Raw genomic sequence first — 25,571 nt, forward strand, 5'->3', positions numbered from 1 at the left:
ATCGTTCTCAATTATGACCTTCTTTTTCACCATCGTCAACCATTTGTGAAAGAAAACTCTCTGTTGACACCCTTGATTCTTTCAGTAATAATATCAATTGAGAACACTTCTCAATTAACCTCAAAGGAGTTTTTTTATGTTCAAAAAAATAATTTTAGGAACTGCTGCCTTATTGGCTTTGTTTAGTCTATCCGCTTGTGGCCAAAGCAGTGACGACAAAGATACAAATAATGACGTTCAAACATTAACTGATGCACAGAATCACAAGGTCGATGTTCCAAAGAAGCCTAAAAGGATTATCGCCTCGTATTTAGAAGATTACTTAGTTGCATTAGATGAAAAACCTGTGGCACAGTGGACCGTTGGTAAAGGGAAAATTCAAAATTATCTGCAGGATAAGTTAAAAGATGTTCCAACGATTAACTATGATTTACCTTATGAAAATGTATTAAAGTTTGAACCAGACTTATTATTAATCGGATCAAACGGTTCTTTAGAAGGCGGGAAATATAAAGAATACGCTAAAATTGCTCCAACGTATGTAGTAAAAAATGGGGACAACGTTACTTGGCGAGATCAACTTGAAGACATCGGAAAAGTACTAGGTAAAGAGGACAAGGCTAAAAAGGTTGAGAATGATTATGACCAATTGGTGGATAAAACAAAAAATGACTTGAAGGACAAAATCCAAGGCAAGTCAGCAGTTGTCTTATGGGTAACAAATAACTCCGCGTTCATGGTGGCAGATACTCGTTCTAGCGGTCAACTTCTTTATCAGGAATTAGGATTTGAGATTCCTCAATTAACTAAGGATATCAGCAAAAAGGCAACCGCTGACTTCTCACAGGTTTCATTAGAAAGTCTTTCTCAGTTAGACGCTGATTACATTTTTTTAGTTAACAGTGACTCTGGAGCTGCGATGTTTAAGGATCCTTTGTGGAGCAATATACCGGCAGTAAAAAATAATCACTTGTATGAATTTGATGGCGAATCAAGCTGGTTATATAATGGACCTATTGCCTATACCAAAATGGTTGAAAATATTCGCGAAGTCTTGAAATAAAAAGCCGACCTGATCAAGTTTCCTTCTGTTTTAAGAAGGAAACTTGATCAGGCGGCTTTTACCTTTTATTACGACGCGACCGTGTAGCTGAAGCTACTTCTTCTTTTTTTACCAAGAATTTCAAACGATACGGCTCGTGATAACGAACCCCGTCCTTAACGAAATCTCCACCAACAATAAATAATCCAATCGGACTCAGTGGTTCATTTTGTCGGATTGTTCCAATCGTTTCAAGGTCACGATAATTTTTTCCAATCTGTAATCGATAGGTGCTAGAATCAATCTGTTTCACATAATAATAAGGATATAGTGTATTTTCTTCAATTAAGAACCCTTCTTCTTCTGTTAAATCACGTGTCTTAATTTCATTATCATCGATTAATGCTTGAATATTTTCGACTAGCCGTAATTGGTAATCCTCGGTAAAATCAACTGAGATTTCCTGCGCCTGTTCAAACACTTTCTTCGTTTTCTGTTGTTTTTCATTTTGAATGTTAAAGGCATCATCTGGCAAATATTTAACAAAAAGCTGCGTGATGTCTCCTTTTAAATTTTTATCTAAGAAATAAAAGAAAAAATTCAAAATAATGAAATAGACCAATCCAACAAAAACTAAGCCATAGAGTACTAATTGCAAATAGTTTTGGTTAAGCCAAAGTCCATAAACAATACGTAAAATATAAATGGTAGGTATGATGCTTAGCAACGTATATGCACGGTTGGAATATTTAGGACTGATATCCAAAAAGCCTAAAAATTTATTTAAACCATTTATTATGTCTAATAGTATCGTCATTGTGTATCACCTGCCTCTGAGCTCGCTGAATCATTGGCTGGCTGTAGCTGTTGTGAAGGTGTTGTTTGTGACTCCTCTACAGAAGATGATGGCGAGACAGGGTCGTTAGAAATAGAGGACTGTGTATCTACAGATTGGTTCCTTTCGATTGTACTTGCCTCAATATTATTGTTTGTGTTAGATACTTCCGTTGACGATTGTTCGTTGATTGTGCTTGTTTCATTAGTCATACTATTTGAATCCCGAGAAGAATCAGTCGTAGAAGTAGTTGATGACTCTGACGTTGGTGTGGAATCTTTTACTTGACGATAACTGGAATTATTCAAAATTCCTGAAGTCGTAGCGATCAAAATCGATAATGTTAAAAGAGCAATGGGCTTCAAAATCGGCGGAACTTTACGCATCGGATCCTTCCTTTCTAAAATTATTTTATTTAATAACTAGTTTTATCACTGGAAGGTTAGCTTTTGTTTAGGATTCTATGAAGTTTTTATGTAGATTTCTGAAAACACGTCAGAAAAACTTTCGTTTATTGATAAAAAAAGTCAGCAATCGAATGGATTGCTGACTCGTAAGTGCGGTTATTTTACTTCTTTATGCAAAGTAACTTTGCGTTCGCGTGGGCAATATTTCATTTTTTCCAAACGATCAGGATTGTTACGTTTGTTTTTATTTGTTAGGTAGTTACGTTCTTTACAAGAAGTACATTCTAAAGTGATGTTTACGCGCATGATTTTCCCTCCCTTGTAAATACAAGTTTTCCAAGATATTTCTCAGACTTTGATATCATATCATGTTTTGATTTCCTTGACTAGTCTTTTTTCAAAATTTGTTAAGTAGTTCTACTTGACGATTTTAAAGTTGCGCCTCAATATCCTTTGCAATATCTTCAGGCTTCGTTTGCGAAGCGTAGCGTTTTATCACGTTTCCTTCACGATCAATAAGAAATTTTGTAAAATTCCATTTAATTGCCTTGTTAAGTAAACCACCTTGCGCGCTCTTTAAATAGCTGTACAATGGAGCTTCGTTTTCTCCATTTACATCAATTTTAGCAAACGTTTGAAACGTCGTATGATATTTCAACTGACAAAATTCTGCAACTTCTACATCCGTTCCAGGAGCTTGATTGCCAAATTGATTGCAGGGAAAATCAAGAATTTCAAACCCTTTAGCTTTGTACTGTTCATACAAATTTTGTAATCCTTCGTATTGTGGTGTGAAACCACAGCCTGTTGCAGTATTAACAATTAATAGAACCTTTCCTTGGTAGTCCGCTAATGATTTTTCAGTTCCATCGGTCTGTTTTACTTCAAAATTATACACTGACATGTTTAGCACTCCTTTTTCATAGTGGTCATTCTTTTTCTTGGAGAAGAGATCGTTTTACTCATTAATCGTTCATCAGAAAAAGCTAAGGAGCAATGCCCCTTAGCTTTATTGTACGCCATATGTGTCCGCAAATGCATTTATAATGTCTTTTGCAATAGCCTTATTTGTATCATCATGTTCTTCATCCAAGTTTGGAAGCATTACACTAATCGCGATCTGAGGGTTGTCATAAGGGGCATAAGCTACAATATTACTATTAATAGTACTTTCACCATTTTCGGCAACAGTCTCAGCCGTTCCGGTTTTTGCAGCGGGATCTAACTTGGCAGAGGCTAAATCTTTAGCCGTTGTATACGCATCGCTTCCATGCACAGCCTGGTAAAATCCTTGCTTGATAATTCCCATTTGGTCAGCTGTAATATTCACTTGATCTAACTTTTTCCCTGTAATTTCTTGTTGCAGCTTTCCTAAACCGCCACTTTCATTGTTCCCGTATATCCCTTTAACTACATGGGGAGAAATTCTAGTTCCGCCATTGGCTACTGTTGAAGCATACTGTGCTAACTGCATTGGAGTATACGTGTCATATTGTCCAAATGACAAATCGAGTAAATTCCCGCCACCAGGACCGTTTTCTTTCCCAAATTGTTCATTTACTAAACCGGGAGATTCATTTGGTAAATCAATTTGTGTTTTAACACCCATTCCATATTCGGCAAACGCCTTACGTAATTTGTCATACATTTCCTTGGATGAAGCACTTTCCGGTAATGTCATGTTTTGCTGGTATTGAACCCCCAACATTCGTAAGACAATCTGCATCATATACGCATTAGAGGACCACTCCAACGCCTTAACAGTATTCAGCGGGATTTGATTTCCTAATACCTTATTATAGATAGAACCTTTCAACGCTGTTCCAGACAACTTAATCGGTTGATCAATTAAGGTATCATTTCCGCTTATTACACCTGTTTGGTAACCGGCAGTAACCGTACCCGCCTTCACTACTGACCCTGGTTCAAATGCGCTGGTAATCGTTCCCAAGGTATTTTCTTCTATATTTTTACTATTGATATCATGAGTGAAGCCTGTCATCGCTAATACTTCACCTGTGTTAGGATTCATTGCAACTGCGTAAGCACCGGGTGAGTATTTCGCAACACCGCTATCGATCAAACCTTGGTAGTGATTCTTTAAGATATCCTCTACTTTTTTCTGGAAGTCTGAATTAATCGTAAGAACAAGATTCGATCCCTTTTCTCCTGCTTTGACCTCTTGCTGCTTCTCGATCGTACCATTTTGATTCAGGGTTACTTTATATTCCCCTTTTTTACCTTGAAGCTGTTCCTCATATTGCTTCTCTAGGTAACTCTTTCCGACACGGTCATTCCGCGCATAGCCTTTTTTCAATAATGCATCTGCTTCCTCGGCAGGCAGACCTTCTTTTTCTGTAGTGATTGTACCTAAGATACTTTTTAACGAGCCGTCTAAATCATTATTATAAGAACGGTCCCAGTCTGTACCTGTAGAGACGCCTGGTAAATCAGAGGCCCGCTCAGCGACTACAGCCAACTCTTCATCAGTGACACCTTCGTTTTTAATGAAGACCGTGCTTAGTGCTGACGCTGCATTCATCCGTTTAAAGATCGTTGCAACTTTCATTTGGTCGTCATTAAGTTGAATCTCACTATCTTTGACTTTATCGACTAACTTCTGATATTCATTCGTAGTATCTAAATTTTTCTCCTTGAAGGATAAACGATCTTCAGCCTCTTTCAAGTGGTCTTCGTCCGCCAACCAATAGTCTTTTTTATCACGTGTCGTCAAATTCTCATCTGCAGGAACATCGATCAATTTGTTTAGTTCTGTTGCAAGTTTAAGAATTTCTTTCGCTTTCATCTCATTTCCGCGAGTAAAAGTAATAGCACTATTTGGCGTGTTCTTAACTAACGCCGTGCCCTTTGCATCGTATATCTCTCCTCGAGGAGCATTTTCCTTAACAGTTATGGTCGTTGAAGCCTTCATTTCCGCCTTCATCTTGTCACCTTCGACAATTTGAAGATAGCCTAATCGTGAAACTAAAATCACGAACAAGCCAAAAATGACAAAAAACAAAAAGTTTAACCTAAACGGAATATGACTTCTATTTTGATTTCGCCCGCCTTCGTCCGCCAGCTTCAATTTTTCAAAAAATTTTTTAAATGGATTTGTAAATTTCATTCATCTGTTCCTTCCACTTTGACAGTTACTTGTCTTATTGTAGCCGAAAAACAGTTTTTTCAAAAGGATTATTCGTCCTTCCTTTACCATAGTTTAATAACTTTATACTCTTTCCTATTCAAAATGCCAAAGTGTTTCACACGATAATGAAAAAATTTTATTAGCTTAACTTTTTTTGCGTAAAATGTGGGTTCTTATTAGATCAAAAACACATTTTACGTGAAACAATCACTTTTCGATTTGCCTGTGGAAAACTTTATTGGTTTAGAAGTTGAGTATTACGCATTTTTTTTAAAAAGTTTTCCACAAATGAATCGTTTTTATGTATTCACTTAACGTATAAGTCCAAAAAAGAAAGCGGTGAGAGAACTCACCGCTTCAGCTTAATTACGACTTAAATTGTCGATATCATCCTTAATTGCTTCAACAAACATATTCAAATCTTGGGCTTCTTGCTCTTCACTACCATAACGACGAACATTTACTGAAGCACTCTCAACTTCTTTATCTCCAATAACTAATAGATAAGGAATTTTTTGTGTTTGTGCTTGACGAATCTTGTAGCCAAGTTTCTCGTTACGATCATCAACTTCGACACGAACGCCTTCACGAACTAGACGATCTTTTACTTCATAAGCATAGTCTCCGTGATGCTCTGGTGATACTGGTAAAATCGCTACTTGTTCAGGTGCTAACCATGTTGGAAAGGCTCCTTTGTATTGTTCAATCAAATAGGCAGTGAATCGTTCCATTGTTGAAACGACACTACGGTGAACAACCACCGGACGATGTTCTTTTCCATCTTCACCAATATATGTTAAATCGAAACGCTCTGGTAACAAGAAGTCAAATTGAATTGTCGAAAGTGTTTCTTCTGTTCCAATTGCAGTTAAAACTTGAACGTCCAATTTAGGTCCATAGAAGGCTGCTTCTCCATCCGCTTCAAAGTAATCAAAACCAGATTCATCCATTACTTCTTTTAACAGCCCTTGAGAAGTTTCCCACATTTCATCATCATCAAAATACTTTTCAGTATTTTCAGGATCCCGATAGCTTAATCGGAAACGATAATCCTCGAAGCCGAAATCTTTGTATACTTCTAAGATTAAGTCTAATGTACGACGGAATTCTTCTTTTATTTGGTCTGGACGAACAAAAATGTGTGCATCATTCATTGTCATTTCACGAACACGTTGTAGACCAGACAAAGCTCCAGATTTTTCATACCGATGATCCATTCCAAGTTCAGCTAAGCGAATTGGCAATTCACGGTATGAGTGAATATGATTTTTGTAAATCATCATGTGGTGTGGACAGTTCATTGGACGTAAAACTAATGATTCTTCCCCGTCTCCCATGTCCATGATTGGGAACATATCTTCCTTATAATGATCCCAGTGTCCAGATGTTTTATATAGGCCTGTATCAGCCAAGACTGGTGTATAGACATGCTCATATCCCATTGAGATTTCTTTATCAACAATGTAACGTTCAATGATACGGCGAATCGTTGCCCCTTTTGGCAGCCAGAATGGAAGTCCCGAACCAACTTCTTGTGAAATCATAAATAGGTCTAATTCTTTTCCTAGTTTACGATGATCACGTTCTTTGGCTTCTTCACGCATTTTTAAGAAATGATCCAAATCTGCTTGATTAAAGAATGCTGTTCCATAAACACGCTGCATCATTTTATTGTCAGAATTTCCTCGCCAATAAGCACCTGCGACAGATAATAATTTAAAAATCTTGATTTTCCCAGTTGATGGTACATGTGGTCCACGGCATAAGTCAGTGAACTCGCCTTGTGTATAGGCTGTGATGACTTCGTCTTCAGGTAGATCCGTGATCAACTCTACCTTATAAGGGTCATAACTGAAGAAATCTAAAGCTTCTTGTCGACTCATCACTTTACGCTCAATCGGCAGATTTTCTTTGATAATCTTCTTCATTTCTTTTTCAATTGCTGGGAAATCTTCCTCACTAATTTGTGCGCCTTCACCATTATCCGTATCATAATAGAAACCGGACTCAATGGCTGGACCGACACCGAAATGCATATTTGGGAATAAGCGACGAATTGCTTGTGCCATTAAGTGTGCACTTGAATGACGAACAAGTGGCAAAGCTTCTTCATCCTTTTCAGTGATGATTTTTAAGTCCGCGTCTTCTTCGATTGCTCGATTCAAATCTTCTAGCTCACCGTTTACCACAACAGCTAATGCTTTTTTGGCTAATGAACTGGAAATACTTTTTGCAATTTCTAAGCCAGTAATACCATTGTTAAACTCTTTTGTAGATCCGTCTGGAAATGAAATTTTTACCATCCTGTAATTCCCCCTTGTTTGTTTTGATTGATAAAAAAAGTCCTAGTACCGAAAACGGTACTAGGACGAATAAACGTGGTTCCACCTAATCTTTGAGCAGAGTTTCTGCTCCTCACAAGCGATAACGGCGCTGTCCGCCTCTGCATTTATGCAGAAGTCTCAGAAAGTGGTCATTCCTTGTGCTTGTCTGGAAAAGTTTCAGCCATGCTTTTCCTCTCTGTTAAACAGCCTCCAAGTTCAGGTGTCTTTCTTCATCAATCAATTACAAAGTCATTATAAACACTTATTGATTTGAATTGCAAGTATAATATGAATTATTTCCACTTGCCACCTTGCGCATATTTTCCTTTTTGCATTTCATTAATGATTACATGGATATTCTCTTTAGGTGCTCCGGCAGTTCTTGAGACTGCTTCCGTTACTTCTTCCACCATTTTCGTTAATTGTTCTTCTGTTCTTCCTTCGACTAACTCAATGTGAACAAATGGCATAACAAATCGCTCCTTTGATTTATATAGTTCTATCGTTTCATATTTTATCATAAGTAAGAATAAAAAGAGAGAGCAAACCCATTTCTGGTTTCAACCGAATGAATACAATAATTACCTATATTTTCAAGTCGAATTGTTATTGAAAGCCTTCTCTTCATGGTAGAGTATATGCATAAGATGGGAGGAATTATCATGGACATTTATTTGCACTTTAAAGATCAAGCAGCAGAAGCTATTATGTTTTACGAAAATGTGTTTAAAACAGAACCTGCTAAAATTATGACTTTTGGAGATATGCCTCAGGATGATGAGCATCCGATAGATGAATCAATAAAGAAGTTGGTGATGAATTCAAGCTTGATAATTAACGATACAACGATGATGATCTCTGACAGTCCTGAAGGATTAGCCCCACCAATAACTATTGGAAATAATATTGCTTTAGTTTTTAATGCCTCCACCGAAGAAGAGGCATCAGATATTTTTCTACAATTGGCAAAAAACGGAGTGATCCTATTACCACTTGAAAAAACATTTTGGGCAAAATTGTATGGCATGGTAAAAGATCCATATGGTGTCATTTGGCATATTAATCTTTATTGAAGGAAGGTTGAGTAGTCATGGAACAGCAATTTGGCTGTTGTCTCTGGTTTGATGGTCAGTTAGCTGAAGCAGCTGACTTTTATATGAAAACATTTGAAGACAGCAAGAAAAAGAATGAAACTCATTTTATTAGTAATGAACACGGTACGATTGGCGACTTGTTAACCGTTACTTTAGAATTAGCAGGCACTGAATTTCTTTTATTGAATGGCGGACCGGATTTCGAACCAACTCCTGCCATTTCTTATGTTGTTAACTGTGAAAACGAAAAGCAACTCAATGACGTTTGGAAACAATTGAATCAGAGCGGTGAAACTTTGATGGCTTTGACTGACTATCCTGAGCTTGGCAAATTTGGTTGGACGAATGACCGCTATGGGGTTTCTTGGCAGGTTCGCTTGGGAGAGAGCTTACAGACGATTATTCCCTGCATTATGTTTGCGAATAAAAATTATGGATTGGCTCAAGCGGCTATCGATGAATGGATCACAACTTTCGGCGGAAAGCAGACTTTCGTTATAAAAGGAAAAGATGACCGTTTACGTGCCTCTGGCTTTCAGCTTCGGGGTCACGATTTGATTATCATGGATAGCCCTGAAAAACACGCCTTTGACTTTTCCATGGGAAATTCCTTTTACTTTTATTTTAACGATCAAGCAGACATTGATCATGTGTGGAACTTAATCACTAAGAATGGAAAAGAATGGCCATGCGGTTGGATGGAAGACCGTTATGGTGTTTCTTGGCAAACTGTTAACAATGACCTGTTGGCGTGGACGAATGATTCAAATTTGGAAAAAGCTCGACGTGCCACGGAAGAGATGTACAAAATGAAAAAAATTGATCTTGCTAGGATCAAACGCGCTCATGACGGTATTCTTTGATTTCATCAAAAAAGAGGAGAACCCTCCTCTTTTTTTTGCGCAAACTCTCCTTTTGCCTCTCCTTACTCTTATGTGCTATACTATTATGCTGTTATAAACAGTTGACGTAAAAATAAAGGGGGATGCTCAATGAACGCGAGAGAGTACGAACAAGAGCACGTCCAGCAAACAAGCGCTTTGATTCAACAGGAAATTGCTTTTTTGGACAGCCAAAAAAAAGAAACCAAATCAAAATTTGATACAGATATGTTAGAAAATGCTGGTCAAAGAATTCAAGGTGGTTCCTTTGAGGCATTAGCTGAAACCATGGCTGATACACGACAGCACGAAGCAGAGCTGCTTTTACGCTATCAAACATTCGCTTCACAAGAAAAACGTCAAAGAGTGTTGAAATTGATGGGAGAAAATCCTTATTTCGCGCGCATCGATTTTAAAGAGGATCAAGAGGCTGAGACGCTTTATTTAGGTATCGCTTCTTTGAGAGATACACAAGAAGAAACGGTCGTAATCGACTGGCGGGCACCTATCGCGAATCTCTACTATGAAGGAACACTCGGCCAGACAGAATACGAAGCTCATGATGCGATTATTCCTATCGAATTATTATTGAAGCGGCAATTCAAAATTCGTGAGGGGCAAATACTATCGATGGTTGATACCTCAGAAGCGATTAATGACGATTTCTTATTGGAAATCTTAGATGAAGCCTCTTCAAACCATATGAAAAATATTGTAGCAACGATCCAGCGTTCGCAAAACGAAATCATTCGTGATACGAGAAGTAAGGTTTTAGTTGTTGAAGGAATTGCCGGCAGTGGAAAAACCTCAGCTTTGCTTCAACGAGTTGCTTATCTGCTTTATCACAACCGAAAATGGTTAGAGAATGAACAGGTCTTATTGTTCTCCCCTAACCACATTTTTTCAGATTATATTTCAACTGTCTTACCCTCATTGGGAGAAAGCGGCATACCAACAGAAACCTTTAAAACTTTTTTGGGCGCGCTATTACCTATGTATCATATTCATACCGAAGAAAGCCACGAAGAAGTCTTTCTTTCTGGACAAGATGATCGAGTACTGCGAGCAAAAAGTAGTTTTGCAATTGTTCAGGAATTGTATAAATATGTTGACCGAATCGCTGACTTGGGCCCATTATTTCGTGACCTCAAGCTAAATCAAGATGTTTTAATCTCAAAACGACAAATCCGCAGTTGGTATCAAGAGGCTAATCCTGAATTACCGATGTATCAACGAATGCAGTTGTTGCAAACGAAATTGTTAAAAAAATTAGGCGGCTTAGAAAAAGACGAAATGAAAAAAGACTGGGTCAAAAAAGCAGCGGATGAGTTAGTTGACGCTGTCTTTATTAATAATCCCGATATGGAAGATTCAGAAAAGGCTGAACGTCGTTTGCGTCGGCAAATGGCACAGAAAGTCGTCCGAAAGAAATTGCGACCACTCCGCAGACAAATCAATCGTTTCGGATTCATTAATTATGCGAAGCAATACTTGCATTTTTTGCAAAGCCTGCCGAAACGTTTATTAGCAGATTATCAATTGACAGAGGGTAATTGGAAAACTATGCTTGAAGAGCTATTAAAGGACTTCAAGCGAAAAGATATCAGTTTAGAAGACGGGACCTTGCTGTTTCTTCTGATGAAGTCCATTCATCCACTCGACGTAAAACAAAAGGCTCGCTTCATTTTTATTGATGAAATGCAGGATTTCTCTCCAGCCCAGGTGGCTTTGCTACGTCATTTATATCCAAGAGCAACCTATACGTTGTGCGGCGATTTAAACCAAAAGGTCTTTGGTAATGAAAGCATGGTTCATTCCTTAGAAGAAATTTTTCCTGATCAAGCTTTGACGCATTTTGAATTAACGACTAGTTATCGTTCGACGGAAGAAATCACTCATTTTGCAAATCAGTTTCTGACTCAAGAAAATCGAGTTGAATTAACTGCACGAGTTGGCGACCTACCAAAAGTTTATTATGCGAATGAAACACGTCAAATGATTGATGGGTTAATTCATCAAATTGACGAAACAGCCGAACTAGCTAAATACTGGCGCACAGCTATTATCGCAAAAACAGTCGAAGAATGTCAGACGCTTTATGATCAATTGACCTCCGAACAAAAAGATCACGTACAGTTGTTGACTGATGAAGAAGATTTTATGAAGAAAAGTCTGATTATTATTCCCACTTATTTAGCAAAAGGGTTAGAATTTGATCGTGTCTTTGCTTGGAACGTCTCACCAGAGAATTATTACACAGAGCAAGATAAATTAATTCTTTACACCGTTTGTACTCGTGCGATGCACGAACTGAATCTTTTAGTCATTGGAAAGAAAAGTCCTTTACTAGAAACAATTCCCGAAAACTTATATGTACAGACTTCTTTCGAATAGAAAGCTTTAATAAAAAACCATTCAGCTCTTATTAGAGTTGAATGGTTTTTTTATAAGCTAGTCTTCTAACTCAACATTGTGATAGACCTGTTGAACATCTTCTAGTTCATCCAACACATCGATCATCTTTTCAAATTTTTCTAAATCTTCCCCAGTTAAAGTTACTTCGTTTTGTGGAATCATTTGCATTTCTGCGACTGAAAATTCTGTGATCCCTTTTTCTTTTAAAGCTTCTTGAATTGCATTGAAGTCTTCGGGTTCTCCGTAAACGATAACTTGACCCTCTTCATCCACAACATCACGAACATCAATTTCCTTGTCCATCAGATATTCTAAAATTTCATCTGCATCTTCACCTGAGAAGCCGAATAACGCAGTGTTGTCAAACATATAAGCAACTGCACCAGAGACACCCATATTTCCACCGTTCTTGCCAAATGCTGCACGAACGTCTGATGCTGTCCGGTTTACATTATTCGTTAAGGCATCAACAATTACCATTGAACCATTAGGGCCAAAGCCTTCATAACGTAATTCTTGGAAAGTTTCGTCTCCTGACCCCTTCGCTTTTTCAATTGCGCGATCAATAATATGTTTTGGCACATTATACGTTTTAGCACGTTCGATTACGAAACGTAATTTTTGATTTGCATGCGGATCAGGTTCACCTGATTTTGCTGCTGCATAAATCTCGATTCCAAATTTAGCGTAAATTTTACTGTTATTTGCATCTTTCGCAGTCTTTTTTGCTACGATATTCGCCCATTTACGTCCCATGTTTTCACTTCTCTTTCGTTAATTTCATACTTTCTCATTATAACGGCTCATTTAAGCTTTGGAAAGTATTTTTATGCTTGAATAGGAAATCGTCCAATTGTTTGTTCTTGTGGATGGATCAATTGATAGATCTGATCGGCACGATAAGTCAAAAAATGTTTCTCTTTTTCTTTTTGACCAATTTTTGCTGCAATCGGTAAAGTAAACTGTTTTTTTCGTTTGTTTAGATACGCTTGACCCTTTTCAGTAAAACCTAATATATGAAGCATTGAGTTTTCTTGCTCAGCGATTATTTCTGTTTCTTTGATCTGCAACAAAACATAGGTCAAAAGTCGCTGTAATCGTGGCTGAGTATATCGTTTGGTACTAATTAGCTGCAGGTATTCTGAAAAGCTGGCCGCTTCCTGCTCGATTAAACGATGCTCAACCCCTTCTCTCATTTGATAGATTTCTCGAAGGTCGCTTAAGGAGTTTGCACGAAGTTGATAATTTAAGTAGGGCCAGAAATCTGACCACGATATTTGCGTATTTCGTAACTCTTCCAACGTCTTATTAGGAACAAAAGCGGATATATCCTCGCCTGCGAATACTGCATGTCGGATTCCTGTAGCACTTGCAAACTGATCCATGATTAATGACTCGTCGTGATAGCCTTGATCCATCCTAGCTAAAGGAAAAATTTCCATCGGTTGTGCATACAACGCATTTTCCTTCGCATAGCTCAGTCCTAAAATATGATTGGGTGGAAAATTCTGCGCCTTCGGATAGAGCTGTGAAACCACCTCTGCCATTTTTTCAGGATAACTCCATCCAATTGGTAACTCATGAAATAATTGATCAATAGCAGGCTTCTCCTCAATAAAGAAGCGTCCATAATCCGCATAGTCAAATTGGTGTTCATTATCTGTGCCAAAACAGAGCGCATTACACTTGAGTGCCTGCAATAATTTAATGCTTCCCTTAGCAAAATAGTCTGCAGATTGAACTGCCCATGAAAAAGGTAGCTCGACCACGAGGTCAACCCCATTCTCTAATGCCGCTGCTGCACGAGACCATTTGTCAGTGATTGCAGGCTCACCTCTTTGTAGAAAGTTACCACTCATCACTGCAACAACAATATCCGCACCGCTTAATTCTCGTGCTTTTTCTGCATGATAACGGTGTCCATTATGAAATGGGTTGTACTCAACAACGATTCCGCAACTTCGCATTTTTCGACTCCTCACTTACTATCATTTACTTGCTATTCTGTACATTCTCTCAATAAAAAATTCACAAAAAAACCGAGATTTCTCTCGGTTACTTATTACAAACAAAAAACCAACGTTTGCTTTTTTCATTTGGATATTCATCCATAAAATCTGCGAAGACTTCCACTTTAAATCCAACCTCAGTAAGCATTTTTTGATACATATCTAAAGGATAGGTTCTCTCTTTGTGCAATTCATCAAACCGCTCAAATATCTCCTCTTCCTGTTTTACAAAAAAAGTCAAAAAGTGTTCAATACTGTGGTCCGAATCGCCAGGATAGCTATCCCATAAAAAGGCAAAATCCTCAGTCTGATCGTGATAACTATATTCAGGAAAGATCGTGTCAATTTGGTAAGTTGAATGAACGTCAAAAATAAATGTTCCTGCTTCCTTCAACAACTGATAGACCCCTTCAAAAACTTGCTTAACTTGTGAGGCATCCTGCATATAGCAAAGAGAATCAGAGAAACAGGTTACAGCATGATAGCTTCCAATATCCGTTAAATCCAGCATATCTCCAGCAATCCAATTGACTGCAACCCCCTCTTGAAGAGCACGGTCATTGGCAAGTGTCAGCATTTCTTCTGATAAATCTAAACCAGTCACGTCAAAATCCTTTTTTGCAAATTCTACTGCTAATGCACCAGTCCCACAAGCTAATTCTAATAGTTGATTGGTTTCTTTGGGTAGATGACGCAATGAAAAATCCAACCATTGCTGATATAAAGAATCATCCATCACCTCGTCATAAACAAAAGCAAATGTTTCATAAGCCATTAGTCTAACCAAGCCTCGATATTTTCAAGTGGTGCATCTGACCACAGTTTTTCTAAATTATAAAATTCGCGCTCTGACGTGCTAAATACATGGACAATTACATCACCTAAGTCAATCAAGACCCATTTACCGCCATCTTTTCCTTCAATACGTTTAACTTCTACTTGCGCCTCTTCCTCTTTATCAACGATTTCATCTACAATAGCATTGATTTGACGATCAGAGTTTGCTGAACAAATCATGAAATAATCCGCCAATAATGATACCTTTGAAACGTTTAATGCCACAATATCAACTGCTCGCTTTGAATCAGCTGCTTTAACGGCGATTTCTAACATATTTTTACTATCTATGATAATTCTCCTCCTTATTTTTCATACCATACGACATTCTTCTAAACAACTAGAATACTTAGTTGCTTCATTCAATCATTATTTTATCCCAGCAACCCACCGATTATACGTTTCAATTGTTTTCGGATAGACTGGATTCTCCGCCTCAATTAAATGAGCCAGCGTATGTTTTGTTTCAAATGCGACTGCCTGATCTAAATCCCTCAAAGCAATCACACGTGCATCTTCAACACCAGGGAAAGATCTCCCTGGTTCAATATAATCTGCCACGTAAATTATTTTATCTAACAACGTCATCTCTGCCGCTCCCGTTGTGTGGAGACGGATCGCATTTAATATTTCCTCATCTGAAATATTCAGCTCACGAGCCACAAACTCCGCACCAACAAGACCGTGCCAAATAGCGTTACCATATTTTAATAGCTCTGTTTTATTTGCGTAATTTCCTCGTTCAATCGCAAGTTGGAATTCTTCATCTGAACGTTCCTTAGCATAATCATGGGTTAAGGCAGCGATACTCGCTTTTTCTGGCGATTCACCAAACTGCTCTGCCAAAGCAATCGCAGTTTCTTCTACACCCAACACATGTTTAAAACGTCGCTCACTCATTCGCATTTGAACGGCTTGCATCAATGCCTCACGATCCATTACTGTATATCTATCACTATACTTCATCAAGATACAATCCTTCTTCCGCAATATACTCTCGTACACGATCTGGTACCAGATACCGAATAGAGCATCCCTGATTCACTTGCTTTCGAATGTAGGATGAAGACAGCTGTATCTCTGGAACATCTACCCAAATAATTGGGTATGGGCTCTCTAGTGCATAGCCGGCCCGTTTAACCCCTACGAAGTTGACGATACGCACAAGCTCATCAATCCGGTGCCACTTAGGCAGATAGGCTACTTCGTCTCCACCAATGATAAAATAATACTCCGTATCTGGATTTTCTGTGGTTAACTCTAGCATTGTATCAAAGGTATAGCTTTTCCCTTTTCGAGCCAGTTCTCTAGTATCCACTGACAAAAAAGGATTATCTTCAATTGCCAGCTTGACCATCGCAAGTCGATGCTCGCTATCAATAGTCTTCTTTTCATCCACATGCGGCGGTAAATAACTCGGCAACAGGTGTACTTCATCAAATCCCATTTTTTGTCCCACCTGCTCAGCGATCATTAGGTGCGCGTGATGGATAGGATTAAAATTCCCCCCTAGCAGTCCTACCTGCTTCTTTGGCAGCATAGTATCTGTTAGTGATTCAACTTTTGGAATCGTTAAGACATCCTGATACAACGGTTACTCCCCCTTAATTTTTGATCAATCATTGTTTAGATACTTTGAACTTCTTTTGAAATCTTTTGATATTTTTCTTTACTTGAAGCCTTGTACAATACTAATACACGTCCAATAATTTGAACAATCTGGCAATGGATCTTTTCTTCTAAAACATGTGCTACATCTTCAGCAATCTCATCAGTATTTTGTAATAAATTAATTTTTATTAATTCTCTTTTCTCCAACGCTTCAGCAATTTGAACAATTGCTGCCTCATTCATCCCGTTTTTTCCAATTTGGAAAATCGGTTGTAAGTGATGTGCCTGACTACGCAAGAAACGTTTTTGTTTTCCTCTTAGTTTCATTAATACTCCCCTTATTTTAGATGAAAGTTTTTAGACCAATGCTTTTCGGGTCAAAACATCTACACCCTTTGGTGCCCAGCCAGCGACTACTGCTGGTTTTGATACGGTTACCCAGCCTAATCCAGCAAAAACAATATCGGTTTTTTCTTTAATTGAAAATTCAAAGCGAACTAACTCTGGAAAATCTTCTACCTCATCTGGACGTGGCGGCTGCAATAATCCTCCAACGTGCTTCTCATAAAAGGCATCCGCTTTTTCTAATTTTGTTCGATGCGGATCAATGTCATTTGACACATAGGCAATAAAGGATGCGCGCTCTCCCTGAATAAAGTCAAATCGAGCCAATCCACCTAAGAATAACGTTTGACCAGCATTTAACTGGTAAACTTTTGGTTTAATTTCTTTATGGGGCGCAATAATTTTCAAATCTTTTTTTCCAAGATAATGAGCCATCTGATGACGATGAATAATTCCTGGAGTGTCAAAAAGATAATGACCATCATCCAGTGGAATTTCTATCTTATCCAATGTCGTTCCAGGAAACTGAGAGGTCGTAATTAAATCTTGTACACCAGCGGTTTGTTTGATGATTTGATTAATCAATGTTGACTTGCCTACATTTGTCACACCAACTACATATACATCGCGACCATCCCGGTACTCTTCAATTTTCTCTAATAGTTCGGCCATTTCATTTGCTTTGCGTGCACTCGTTAATAAAATATCCACTGGGCGCAGCCCTTCCTCGTGGGCACGTTCACGCATCCATTGAGTTAGGCGACCTCGCTTTAAGGACTTAGGCAGCAAATCAACCTTGTTCCCAACTAATAGGACTGGGTTATCACCAACAAATCGATGTAAGCCTGGAATCAGTGAACCATTAAAATCAAAAATATCCACCACATTCACAATCAACGCGTCTGCTTTTCCAAGCTCATTCAGCAAACGTAAAAAATCATCATCCGTTAATGATACATCTTGAATTTCATTGTAGTGGCGCAAGCGGAAGCAGCGTTGACAATAAACTTCACCATTTGCTAAGCCCTTTTCTAAAGCTGACTGCGGAGTATAACCTAATTCATTCGGATGCTCGGTCTGAATCTTCGCGCCACAACCGATACAAAATAATTCTTCTTCCATTTATAATTCACTCTTCCATTTCATTTCAGGGTCTTTGCGCAATAAAATATGCATGACACGACGTTCAAAAAATCGATTGATCCGCGTATTCCATCCATCTGTATCAAGAATCGGTCGAACAAGAATACTACGGATTCCTGCTGCGCTTGCCCCGCGAATATCTGTCATTACTTGGTCGCCAATCATAACAATCTCATCTTTAGAAACGCCTAATTGTTTCTGCGCATTTTTTATTCCTACAGAAAAAGGTTTCATTGCCCGTGAAACAAAATCTAATTGAAAGCTTTCTAAAGCCTTCGCGACCCGACTGGCTTTATTATTTGATACAACAACCACAGGAATTCCTGCTTCATCCATCATTTTTAGCCAATCAATCAGCTCTTTTGTCCCATTCGGATTGTTCCAAGCAATTAGCGTATTATCCAAATCCGTTAACACTGCTTTAAATCCGTGAGCCTTCAATTGTTCCGGGGTTATTTGATAAATGGCTTCGACCATCCACGTTGGTTTGAATTTATCTAACATGGCAACTCCTATAACTTTATTTATACTTCTACAAAACCTGATTATAACGCAAATTTTTTGAAAACTCTACATTTGGGTACAAAGGTTTAAAAAAAGACTAGGCTTTCTTCGCCTAGTCTTACTAATTTTATAATACTTTTGATAAGAAATCGATAGTTCTAGGATTCTTAGTATGATCGAAAACTTCTTCAGGAGTGCCTTCTTCAACGATTACTCCACCGTCCATAAAAATTACCCTATCTCCCACCTCTTTAGCAAAACCCATTTCATGGGTAACGATCATCATCGTCATTCCTTCTTTAGCCAATTGCTGCATTACTTGCAGAACATCCCCAACCATTTCAGGATCAAGCGCAGAAGTTGGTTCATCAAAAAGCATGACATCTGGTTGCATCGCTAATGCTCGAGCAATAGCAATCCGTTGCTGTTGTCCTCCGGATAAAGATTGCGGATAAGCAGTCGCTTTTTCAGACAAACCAACTTTTTCCAACAGCTCTTTAGCTATTTTTTCTGCCTCAGGTTTAGCCATTCCTTTAACTTTAATAGGGGACAAGGTAATGTTATCTAAAACAGTCATATTAGGAAATAAATTAAACTGTTGAAACACCATACCCATCTTTTCTCTCGTCTTGAAAATATCGTTCTTTTTATCTGTAATATCGGTTCCTTCAAACCTGATCGTACCAGAAGTAGGAACCTCTAATAAATTAACGCAACGTAAAAACGTACTTTTCCCAGATCCAGATGGTCCGATAATTACAACAACTTCTCCAGGTGTGATCTCTGCTGAAATGTCTTTAAGAACCTCGTTATCACCAAATTTTTTATTTAAATGTTCAATTTGAATCAATGCTTCTGTCATTTTACTCACCTCTGCTCCTTATCGCTGATACCCTTTTCCAAGTTTTTTCTCCCATAAGTTCACTAAGCGGGAAGTGATGAAGGTCATCACGAAATAAACAACCGCAGCGACAATTAAGGGTTCCAATGGAATATAGGAATTAGAAACAACGATTTGAGCGGATCCCATTAATTCGTTAATTCCTATCGTTGCAAGTAGAGAAGAATCTTTAATCAAAGTAATAAATTCATTCCCTAAAGGCGGTAAAATGTTTCTTAACGCTTGTGGTAAAATCACATAGCGCATTGTTTGAGATGGACGCAGTCCTAATGAATGAGCTGCCTCGGTTTGTCCGAAGTTTACAGCTGTGATTCCCCCACGAATGATTTCCGCAACATATGCTCCAGAATTCAAGGATAAAACAATCATACCTGGAATTAAACGATTTAAACCAACGGTCAATACACCGACGTTCAAATCAGTAGATGGGAAAAATCCCTGTAAAATCAGAAACCCAATCGTGATTTGCAGCAACATCGGAGTACCGCGAAGCACTTCGATATAGATATTTGCTAACCAGTTTAAAGGTTTATGTTTAGACAGCTTTAAAAGAGCCATAGCCAATCCTATTAAAGTCCCTAAACAAACTGTCACAAGCGAGATAATCACTGTGATTCCCGCTCCTGAAACGAAGTAAGATAAGTATTTATCTAAAAAAGAAAAGTCCAAAACATGCTTCCTCTATTCTTCTGATGATTTTTCGGCTAATTCGTGATTTTGTTTAACAAACTCATCAATCTTGCCTTCATCATTTAACTTTTTAATGATTTTATTGATCTCTGTTTGTAATTCTTCACTGCCTTTTGGCAATGCAATGGCAAAAGCTTCATCTTTAGATGCCTCTAAATCAATGTTTGCAATCATCAAATCAGGATTTTGCTGTACATAAGATTCTGCAATTGTTTTTTCTACAACCATCGCATCCAATGAACCACTATTTACTTCGATGACCATGTTAGGAACCTTTTCGATTGAAACTAATTTTGCATCTTTCATTTGTGTTTTTACTACATCTTCTTGGATTGAGCCTTTTTGTGCCCCGACGTTTTTATCTTTTAAAGCATCTAAACTTGTAAATTTGTCTTGATTTTTCTTATTGATGATTACTACTTGTGGTGGATTGTAGTAGTTGTCAGTAAAGTCAAATTGTTCTTTCCGTTCTGGTGTTGCAGAAATTGCAGAGATAGCAATATCTGATTTTCCTTCTTTTAAAGATGCCAGCACTGTATTAAAACTCATATCAGATACTTCAGCCTTCACACCAAGTTCTTTTGCTATCGCATTGACTAAGTCAATGTCAGCACCAACAATCTTATCCTTTCCATCTACCATTGTATGGAATTCAAATGGTGCGTAATCAGCAGAGGTAGCTACTTTTAATACGCCAGCTTTCTTAATTGCTGCTAATTGGTCTTCTGATTTTGCATTTGATGAATCGGCAGTTTTATCTCCGCCTCCTCCACATGCTGCTAGAGTGAATAGTGCTACTAATGTCATTACTAAGCCGGTAATTTTCTTCATCCTGTTTCCTCCTAAATAGTGAATCCTTTTTTCAATGAATTTATTATAGCATGAAATTTTCATAAAACAAGCAAATAGTTGTATAAATATTAGATATAATTCGAAATTAGGTTTATATATTGTATATATTCAATTGCAAGTGTATAAATATTTTAATTTCCACTTTCTTGCGCTAATTGATTATTCTTCTCCACCATTTTTTCAATTTCTCCAGTTTCCTTTAACTCTTTTATATGCTTATTAAGCGCCGCTACTAATTTTTTATTTCCTTTAGGAACAGCGATACATAGAGAATCCTCCTTCATACTTTTCAATGGAATATTCGCAATCATTAATTCTGGATTTTTACTCACGTAGGCGTCGGCTACAGTCTTCTCAACAACTAAACCATCTAAAGAACCATTTTTTACCTCTAAGAAAATATTCGGCAGCTTTTCAATCGACACTAATTTAGCATCTGTCATTTGTGATTTTACAATATTTTCTTGAATGGTCCCCTTTTGAGCACCGACTTGCTTATCGGAAAAATGATCAATTGATGTAAATTCATCTTCATGCTGCTTATTGATAACGATTACTTGAGGCGATGTATAATAATCTGTAGTGAAATCAAAACTTTCCTCACGTTCACTAGTAACCGAAATTGCTGACACCGCTACATCGGCTTTTCCTTCTTTTACAGCAGCTAAGACTGCATTAAAACTCATATCCAGCCATTCCACTTTTACACCCATTTTTTTAGCGATAGTTTCCATCATTTCAATATCAGCCCCGACGATTTTATCTTTACCATCCATTGTTGTATGGAATCCAAATGGCGCATAATCTGGTGAAGTGGCTACTTTGATGACTCCATCCTTTTTTATAGTATCTAATTTTTCTTCTTCCTTCTGATTACCGCATGCCGCAAATAAAACTATTAGTACCATACCTAAAACAATCTTCAACCCTTTTTTCATAACCCTTCCCCCATAATCTTTTTTAATAGTATAGCATATAATTTCGTTTTTACTACCTATTTATGTATATTTATTTATTATCAAGGGTATTTACGTATAAAAAAAGACGGCTATAGCCGTCTTTTTGAGGATTAAAATTTACGAAAGCGTTGATATCTCTTCTCAATCAATTCTTCTTTTGAGTATTGAGAGAGCTCAGTGAGTTTTTCGATTAAAGATTTTTTCAACATACGAATAATTTTTTCCTCACTTAATTTTTTACCTCTTAGTGTTTCAGGAATCACACGGTCAATCACGTCCAACTCAAGTAATTCTGCAGCGGTAATTTTCATTAACTCAGCAGCTTCGTCAGCACGTTTCCCATCTTTCCAAAGGATTGATGCAAAGCCCTCAGGTGAAAGGATCGCGTAAATACTGTATTCCATCATCCAAACCTCATCAGCCAAAGCTAAAGCTAATGCACCGCCACTTCCACCTTCACCAGTTACGATAGAAATGATTGGAACTTTTAAATCTGACATCTCTAAAAGATTACGGGCGATTGCTTCGCCTTCCCCACGTTCTTCTGCCTCTACGCCGCAAAAGGCTCCTGGAGTATTGACAAAGCAAATAACAGGACGATGGAATTTTTCAGCTTGCTTCATTAATCGTAACGCTTTGCGATAACCTTCAGGATTGGGTTGTCCAAAATTACGATCCATGTTCTCTTTCAGGTTGGCTCCTTTTTGAATACCAATAATTGTGACTGGTTTTCCAGCCAAATTAGCGATACCCCCAACAATTGCAGGATCATCTCCAAAATGGCGATCACCATGGAGCTCTTGAAAGTCAGTGAAAATTTTTTCGAAATAGTCTAGGCTAGTCAAACGCTCTTGATGTCTGGCCAACTTAACAATTTCTCCAGCAGTTAGACTCATTCTTCACACCAGCCCTTCTGTTGATGAAATGCCAATAATTGCGATAAACGATCTTTCAACATCATTCTTGGAACAATTTGATCAATAAATCCATGCTGTAAAAGAAACTCAGCTTTTTGAAAATCGTCTGGTAGCTGTTGACGTATCGTTTGTTCAATTACCCGTCGTCCAGCAAATCCAACTAAGGTTTGCGGTTCGGCTAAAATAACATCGCCCTCCATTGCAAAGCTGGCAGTAACTCCTCCAGTAGTTGGATCTGTTAAAACAGTAATATAAAGCAGTCCCGCGTTACTATGACGCTTAACAGCTGCAGAAATCTTGGCCATCTGCATCAATGAGAAGATTCCTTCTTGCATTCGAGCACCACCTGAGGCAGTGAAAAGAACAACAGGTAACTCTTCATCTACCGCCTTTTCAAAAAGCCGAGTGATTTTTTCACCTACAACAGTACCCATACTTCCCATAATGAAATTGGCATCCATCACACCAATGGCCACTATTTGTCCATTGATTGTTGCTTTTCCTGTCAGTACAGCTTCATCCAAGCCTGTTTTTTCCTTCATTGACTCTATTTTTTTTAAATACTCCGGAAAATCGATCGGATTTCTTTGTTCTAGTTGGTTGTCCCAGTCAATAAAACTTTTTTCATCAATCGTCAGAGCCAATCGTTCCCAAGCACTTATTCGGAAGCTATAGCCGCAATGAGGACAAACTTTTTCAGTACCAATTTCTTTTTTATACAAGGTACGTTTACAGTTTGGACATTTGGCCCACATATCATCCGGTACAGTTGGTTTCGTTGTTGGTACACTGTCGCGGTTAGGATTGATTCGAATGTAGTTTTTTTTCTTGTTAAAAAGTCCCACCTATATTCCTCCTACTCGCTTTGCTGCCACTCAGGTAAAAATGTTTTTTGCAAGAAGCTTGTATCATAATCACCAAATAAAACACTTGGATGACTGATTAAATCCATCTGAAATTCAACGTTAGTAATTACACCATCAGAAACGAATTCGCCTAAAGCACGCTGCATCTTCATTAGTGCATCAAAACGATCTTCACCATGAACGATGATCTTCGCAATCATTGAATCATAATATGGTGGAATTGTCACACCGCTATACATCGCGCTATCTACTCTCAGTCCTAGCCCTCCGCTAGGCAAAAGAAGTGTTTTAATCTTACCAGGAGATGGCGCAAAGTTAAATGCTGGATTTTCAGCATTTATTCGACATTCAATCGAGTGTCCATGAAACTTCACGTCTGACTGCTTCAACCCCAATAGCTCTCCCGCAGCGATTTTGATCTGTTTCTTCACAATATCAATGCCTGTAATCATCTCAGTAATTGGATGTTCCACTTGAATTCGAGTATTCATTTCCATGAAGTAGAAATTTCCCTCTTCATCTCGAAGAAATTCAATTGTTCCAGCACTTTCGTAATTTACAGCCTTTCCAGCTTTAACGGCAATATCACCGAGCATCTTACGATTTTCTTCACCAATAACGACAGAAGGAGCTTCTTCTAAGACTTTTTGATTATTTCGTTGCAACGAACAATCACGTTCTCCTAAATGAATCACATGACCTTGCTGATCTCCCAAGATTTGAACTTCAATATGCCGAGCTGGATAAATAATTTTTTCCATATACATGGCATCATCACCAAAGGCTGCTTTAGCCTCTGATTTGGCCGACAAGAAATTTTTTTCAAGTTCATTTTTCGTAGGAACTTTACGAATTCCTTTTCCACCGCCGCCAGCAGCAGCCTTCAACATAACCGGATATCCGATTTTATCTGCTAATTTCTCTGCTTCTTCCAGTGTGTCGATGGCTCCGTCACTACCAGGAATTACAGGGACACCTGCTTTTTGCATCAACTGGCGCGCATGAATTTTATTTCCCATCGCATCAATAGTTTTTTCGCTTGGTCCGATGAATTTAATGTTGCATTCGGCACACATTGTCGCAAATAAGCTATTTTCAGATAAGAAACCGAACCCTGGGTGGATGGCTTCGGCGTTCGTCACGATCGCTGCGCTTAGAATTTCCTGCATATTTAGATAGGACTCACTAGAACGAGCTGGTCCGATACAAATCGCTTCATCTGCCATCTCGGTGTGCAACGCTTCTTTATCCGCTTCTGAATAAACCGCAACTGTCTGAATTCCTAATTCACGACAGGCACGGATAATTCGTACAGCGATTTCGCCACGATTGGCGATTAATATTTTTGAAAACATAAACATCTATCCAATCATAAAAGTCAGTTCTGCTTCGGCTACTTTTTTGCCATCGACATAGGCGATGCCTTTTCCACAACCTGCTGAAGAACGAACTTTTGTTAATTCTACTTCTAAAACTAAGGTATCTCCTGGAACAACTTTCTTACGGAATTTTGCTTTATCAATTCCACCGAAATAAGCCGTTTTCCCTTTAAATTCATCCATTGATAACAAAGCAACTGCTCCGGCTTGAGCCATTGCTTCGACGATCAGCACGCCGGGCATTACTGGTTCGTGAGGAAAATGTCCTTGAAAGAACGGTTCATTAACAGAAACGTTTTTCTTTGCTTTGATACTTTTTCCTGGTTCCAATTCCTCTACGCGATCAATCAATAACATTGGGTAGCGATGCGGAATAATTTCTTTGATTTCTTCGATCGTTAACATGTAGTTC

28 protein-coding genes are annotated in these 25,571 nt (G+C 38.2%); 4 read left to right on the forward strand and 24 right to left on the reverse strand.

Features of this window, described 5'->3' with window-relative positions:
• Window positions 1-136: 136 nt before the first annotated feature.
• Window positions 137-1,063 (forward strand): ABC transporter substrate-binding protein, encoded by a 927-nt coding sequence (locus IGI50_RS10265; protein WP_438776889.1) that lies wholly within the window; start codon window positions 137-139, stop codon window positions 1,061-1,063.
• 58 nt (window positions 1,064-1,121) lie between these two features.
• Here IGI50_RS10265 and IGI50_RS10270 read toward each other — a convergent pair whose 3' ends face one another.
• From IGI50_RS10270 to IGI50_RS10300, 7 genes are all read right to left on the reverse strand, one after another.
• Window positions 1,122-1,859: a DUF6681 family protein gene (locus IGI50_RS10270; protein WP_438776890.1), complete on the reverse strand. Its 738-nt coding sequence runs from the start codon at window positions 1,857-1,859 to the stop codon at window positions 1,122-1,124.
• Complete coding sequence (locus tag IGI50_RS10275; protein ID WP_438776891.1) at window positions 1,856-2,263, reverse strand: hypothetical protein; 408 nt, start codon at window positions 2,261-2,263, stop codon at window positions 1,856-1,858. Before IGI50_RS10275 ends, IGI50_RS10270 begins: the two co-directional genes overlap by 4 nt.
• Before the next feature lie 177 nt (window positions 2,264-2,440).
• Entirely contained in the window at window positions 2,441-2,590 is a 150-nt protein-coding gene (rpmG, locus tag IGI50_RS10280; protein ID WP_010740369.1) for a 50S ribosomal protein L33, read from the reverse strand.
• A gap of 124 nt (window positions 2,591-2,714) precedes the next feature.
• Complete coding sequence (locus tag IGI50_RS10285) at window positions 2,715-3,188, reverse strand: glutathione peroxidase (RefSeq protein ID WP_010746033.1); 474 nt, start codon at window positions 3,186-3,188, stop codon at window positions 2,715-2,717.
• Between the two features lie 105 nt (window positions 3,189-3,293).
• Window positions 3,294-5,411, reverse strand: coding sequence for a penicillin-binding transpeptidase domain-containing protein (locus IGI50_RS10290; protein ID WP_438776892.1), 2,118 nt, complete (start codon window positions 5,409-5,411; stop codon window positions 3,294-3,296).
• 383 nt (window positions 5,412-5,794) lie between these two features.
• Window positions 5,795-7,735 (reverse strand): threonine--tRNA ligase, encoded by a 1,941-nt coding sequence (gene thrS / locus IGI50_RS10295; RefSeq protein ID WP_438776893.1) that lies wholly within the window; start codon window positions 7,733-7,735, stop codon window positions 5,795-5,797.
• Window positions 7,736-8,049: 314 nt separating this feature from the next.
• Window positions 8,050-8,226, reverse strand: a complete 177-nt coding sequence (locus IGI50_RS10300) for a 2-hydroxymuconate tautomerase (protein ID WP_010746030.1) — start codon at window positions 8,224-8,226, stop codon at window positions 8,050-8,052.
• A 192-nt stretch (window positions 8,227-8,418) separates the two neighbouring features.
• Here IGI50_RS10300 and IGI50_RS10305 point away from each other — a divergent pair, with 192 nt between their 5' ends.
• From IGI50_RS10305 to helD, 3 genes are all read left to right on the forward strand, one after another.
• On the forward strand, window positions 8,419-8,829 hold the full coding sequence (locus tag IGI50_RS10305) for a VOC family protein (protein WP_218255990.1): 411 nt from the start codon (window positions 8,419-8,421) through the stop codon (window positions 8,827-8,829).
• Window positions 8,830-8,846: 17 nt separating this feature from the next.
• Window positions 8,847-9,713, forward strand: coding sequence for a VOC family protein (locus IGI50_RS10310; RefSeq protein WP_222225588.1), 867 nt, complete (start codon window positions 8,847-8,849; stop codon window positions 9,711-9,713).
• Window positions 9,714-9,842: 129 nt separating this feature from the next.
• On the forward strand, window positions 9,843-12,125 hold the full coding sequence (helD, locus tag IGI50_RS10315; RefSeq protein WP_438776894.1) for an RNA polymerase recycling motor HelD: 2,283 nt from the start codon (window positions 9,843-9,845) through the stop codon (window positions 12,123-12,125).
• Window positions 12,126-12,182: 57 nt separating this feature from the next.
• Here the strand turns inward: helD and IGI50_RS10320 are convergent, their stop codons facing one another.
• From IGI50_RS10320 to fabZ, 17 genes are all read right to left on the reverse strand, one after another.
• Complete coding sequence (locus IGI50_RS10320; protein WP_218255996.1) at window positions 12,183-12,902, reverse strand: YebC/PmpR family DNA-binding transcriptional regulator; 720 nt, start codon at window positions 12,900-12,902, stop codon at window positions 12,183-12,185.
• Window positions 12,903-12,973: 71 nt separating this feature from the next.
• Window positions 12,974-14,113 (reverse strand): nucleotidyltransferase, encoded by a 1,140-nt coding sequence (locus IGI50_RS10325; protein ID WP_311855360.1) that lies wholly within the window; start codon window positions 14,111-14,113, stop codon window positions 12,974-12,976.
• Between the two features lie 88 nt (window positions 14,114-14,201).
• Complete coding sequence (locus IGI50_RS10330; protein WP_311855359.1) at window positions 14,202-14,930, reverse strand: class I SAM-dependent DNA methyltransferase; 729 nt, start codon at window positions 14,928-14,930, stop codon at window positions 14,202-14,204.
• Complete coding sequence (gene rsfS / locus IGI50_RS10335; RefSeq protein ID WP_278758301.1) at window positions 14,930-15,286, reverse strand: ribosome silencing factor; 357 nt, start codon at window positions 15,284-15,286, stop codon at window positions 14,930-14,932. Before rsfS ends, IGI50_RS10330 begins: the two co-directional genes overlap by 1 nt.
• A 75-nt stretch (window positions 15,287-15,361) precedes the next feature.
• Complete coding sequence (gene yqeK / locus IGI50_RS10340; RefSeq protein ID WP_218257361.1) at window positions 15,362-15,958, reverse strand: bis(5'-nucleosyl)-tetraphosphatase (symmetrical) YqeK; 597 nt, start codon at window positions 15,956-15,958, stop codon at window positions 15,362-15,364.
• A complete protein-coding gene (locus IGI50_RS10345) occupies window positions 15,948-16,532 on the reverse strand; it encodes a nicotinate-nucleotide adenylyltransferase (protein ID WP_376713204.1) in 585 nt (194 codons plus the stop codon). The genes yqeK and IGI50_RS10345 overlap by 11 nt, the downstream gene beginning before the upstream one ends.
• An 86-nt stretch (window positions 16,533-16,618) precedes the next feature.
• Entirely contained in the window at window positions 16,619-16,930 is a 312-nt protein-coding gene (gene yhbY, locus IGI50_RS10350; RefSeq protein ID WP_010746020.1) for a ribosome assembly RNA-binding protein YhbY, read from the reverse strand.
• A gap of 30 nt (window positions 16,931-16,960) precedes the next feature.
• Window positions 16,961-18,070 (reverse strand): ribosome biogenesis GTPase YqeH, encoded by a 1,110-nt coding sequence (gene yqeH / locus IGI50_RS10355; protein WP_010746019.1) that lies wholly within the window; start codon window positions 18,068-18,070, stop codon window positions 16,961-16,963.
• On the reverse strand, window positions 18,071-18,595 hold the full coding sequence (locus IGI50_RS10360; protein WP_010746018.1) for a YqeG family HAD IIIA-type phosphatase: 525 nt from the start codon (window positions 18,593-18,595) through the stop codon (window positions 18,071-18,073). It lies immediately after the preceding gene.
• Between the two features lie 127 nt (window positions 18,596-18,722).
• Complete coding sequence (locus IGI50_RS10365) at window positions 18,723-19,457, reverse strand: amino acid ABC transporter ATP-binding protein (protein WP_010746017.1); 735 nt, start codon at window positions 19,455-19,457, stop codon at window positions 18,723-18,725.
• An 18-nt stretch (window positions 19,458-19,475) separates the two neighbouring features.
• Window positions 19,476-20,165 carry an amino acid ABC transporter permease gene (locus IGI50_RS10370; protein ID WP_010746016.1) on the reverse strand — a complete coding sequence of 230 codons (690 nt, stop codon included), beginning with the start codon at window positions 20,163-20,165 and terminating at the stop codon, window positions 19,476-19,478.
• Between the two features lie 12 nt (window positions 20,166-20,177).
• Entirely contained in the window at window positions 20,178-21,017 is an 840-nt protein-coding gene (locus IGI50_RS10375) for a transporter substrate-binding domain-containing protein (RefSeq protein ID WP_311855357.1), read from the reverse strand.
• 152 nt (window positions 21,018-21,169) lie between these two features.
• Window positions 21,170-21,976, reverse strand: a complete 807-nt coding sequence (locus IGI50_RS10380; protein WP_438776895.1) for a transporter substrate-binding domain-containing protein — start codon at window positions 21,974-21,976, stop codon at window positions 21,170-21,172.
• Window positions 21,977-22,107: 131 nt separating this feature from the next.
• Window positions 22,108-22,893 carry an acetyl-CoA carboxylase carboxyl transferase subunit alpha gene (locus tag IGI50_RS10385; RefSeq protein WP_438776896.1) on the reverse strand — a complete coding sequence of 262 codons (786 nt, stop codon included), beginning with the start codon at window positions 22,891-22,893 and terminating at the stop codon, window positions 22,108-22,110.
• Window positions 22,890-23,759 carry an acetyl-CoA carboxylase, carboxyltransferase subunit beta gene (gene accD, locus IGI50_RS10390; RefSeq protein ID WP_218256012.1) on the reverse strand — a complete coding sequence of 290 codons (870 nt, stop codon included), beginning with the start codon at window positions 23,757-23,759 and terminating at the stop codon, window positions 22,890-22,892. The genes IGI50_RS10385 and accD overlap by 4 nt, the downstream gene beginning before the upstream one ends.
• 11 nt (window positions 23,760-23,770) lie before the next feature.
• Window positions 23,771-25,135: an acetyl-CoA carboxylase biotin carboxylase subunit gene (locus IGI50_RS10395; RefSeq protein WP_438776897.1), complete on the reverse strand. Its 1,365-nt coding sequence runs from the start codon at window positions 25,133-25,135 to the stop codon at window positions 23,771-23,773.
• A 6-nt stretch (window positions 25,136-25,141) separates the two neighbouring features.
• Window positions 25,142-25,564, reverse strand: coding sequence for a 3-hydroxyacyl-ACP dehydratase FabZ (gene fabZ / locus IGI50_RS10400; RefSeq protein WP_010746010.1), 423 nt, complete (start codon window positions 25,562-25,564; stop codon window positions 25,142-25,144).
• Between the last annotated feature and the right edge of the window lie 7 nt (window positions 25,565-25,571).

The organism is Enterococcus sp. DIV0170 (assembly GCF_051710765.1).
GTDB lineage: Bacteria > Bacillota > Bacilli > Lactobacillales > Enterococcaceae > Enterococcus_A > Enterococcus_A raffinosus.

Coding starts and splice junctions, on each gene's coding strand:
- IGI50_RS10265 (WP_438776889.1), top strand. CDS start 137: ATGTTCAAAAAAATAATTTTAGGAACTGCTGCCTTATTGGCTTTGTTT.
- IGI50_RS10270 (WP_438776890.1), bottom strand. CDS start 1,859: ATGACGATACTATTAGACATAATAAATGGTTTAAATAAATTTTTAGGC.
- IGI50_RS10275 (WP_438776891.1), bottom strand. CDS start 2,263: ATGCGTAAAGTTCCGCCGATTTTGAAGCCCATTGCTCTTTTAACATTA.
- rpmG (WP_010740369.1), bottom strand. CDS start 2,590: ATGCGCGTAAACATCACTTTAGAATGTACTTCTTGTAAAGAACGTAAC.
- IGI50_RS10285 (WP_010746033.1), bottom strand. CDS start 3,188: ATGTCAGTGTATAATTTTGAAGTAAAACAGACCGATGGAACTGAAAAA.
- IGI50_RS10290 (WP_438776892.1), bottom strand. CDS start 5,411: ATGAAATTTACAAATCCATTTAAAAAATTTTTTGAAAAATTGAAGCTG.
- thrS (WP_438776893.1), bottom strand. CDS start 7,735: ATGGTAAAAATTTCATTTCCAGACGGATCTACAAAAGAGTTTAACAAT.
- IGI50_RS10300 (WP_010746030.1), bottom strand. CDS start 8,226: ATGCCATTTGTTCACATTGAGTTAGTCGAAGGAAGAACAGAAGAACAA.
- IGI50_RS10305 (WP_218255990.1), top strand. CDS start 8,419: ATGGACATTTATTTGCACTTTAAAGATCAAGCAGCAGAAGCTATTATG.
- IGI50_RS10310 (WP_222225588.1), top strand. CDS start 8,847: ATGGAACAGCAATTTGGCTGTTGTCTCTGGTTTGATGGTCAGTTAGCT.
- helD (WP_438776894.1), top strand. CDS start 9,843: ATGAACGCGAGAGAGTACGAACAAGAGCACGTCCAGCAAACAAGCGCT.
- IGI50_RS10320 (WP_218255996.1), bottom strand. CDS start 12,902: ATGGGACGTAAATGGGCGAATATCGTAGCAAAAAAGACTGCGAAAGAT.
- IGI50_RS10325 (WP_311855360.1), bottom strand. CDS start 14,113: ATGCGAAGTTGCGGAATCGTTGTTGAGTACAACCCATTTCATAATGGA.
- IGI50_RS10330 (WP_311855359.1), bottom strand. CDS start 14,930: ATGGCTTATGAAACATTTGCTTTTGTTTATGACGAGGTGATGGATGAT.
- yqeK (WP_218257361.1), bottom strand. CDS start 15,958: ATGAAGTATAGTGATAGATATACAGTAATGGATCGTGAGGCATTGATG.
- IGI50_RS10345 (WP_376713204.1), bottom strand. CDS start 16,532: ATGCTGCCAAAGAAGCAGGTAGGACTGCTAGGGGGGAATTTTAATCCT.
- yhbY (WP_010746020.1), bottom strand. CDS start 16,930: ATGAAACTAAGAGGAAAACAAAAACGTTTCTTGCGTAGTCAGGCACAT.
- yqeH (WP_010746019.1), bottom strand. CDS start 18,070: ATGGAAGAAGAATTATTTTGTATCGGTTGTGGCGCGAAGATTCAGACC.
- IGI50_RS10360 (WP_010746018.1), bottom strand. CDS start 18,595: ATGTTAGATAAATTCAAACCAACGTGGATGGTCGAAGCCATTTATCAA.
- IGI50_RS10365 (WP_010746017.1), bottom strand. CDS start 19,457: ATGACAGAAGCATTGATTCAAATTGAACATTTAAATAAAAAATTTGGT.
- IGI50_RS10375 (WP_311855357.1), bottom strand. CDS start 21,017: ATGAAGAAAATTACCGGCTTAGTAATGACATTAGTAGCACTATTCACT.
- IGI50_RS10380 (WP_438776895.1), bottom strand. CDS start 21,976: ATGAAAAAAGGGTTGAAGATTGTTTTAGGTATGGTACTAATAGTTTTA.
- IGI50_RS10385 (WP_438776896.1), bottom strand. CDS start 22,893: ATGAGTCTAACTGCTGGAGAAATTGTTAAGTTGGCCAGACATCAAGAG.
- IGI50_RS10395 (WP_438776897.1), bottom strand. CDS start 25,135: ATGTTTTCAAAAATATTAATCGCCAATCGTGGCGAAATCGCTGTACGA.
- fabZ (WP_010746010.1), bottom strand. CDS start 25,564: ATGTTAACGATCGAAGAAATCAAAGAAATTATTCCGCATCGCTACCCA.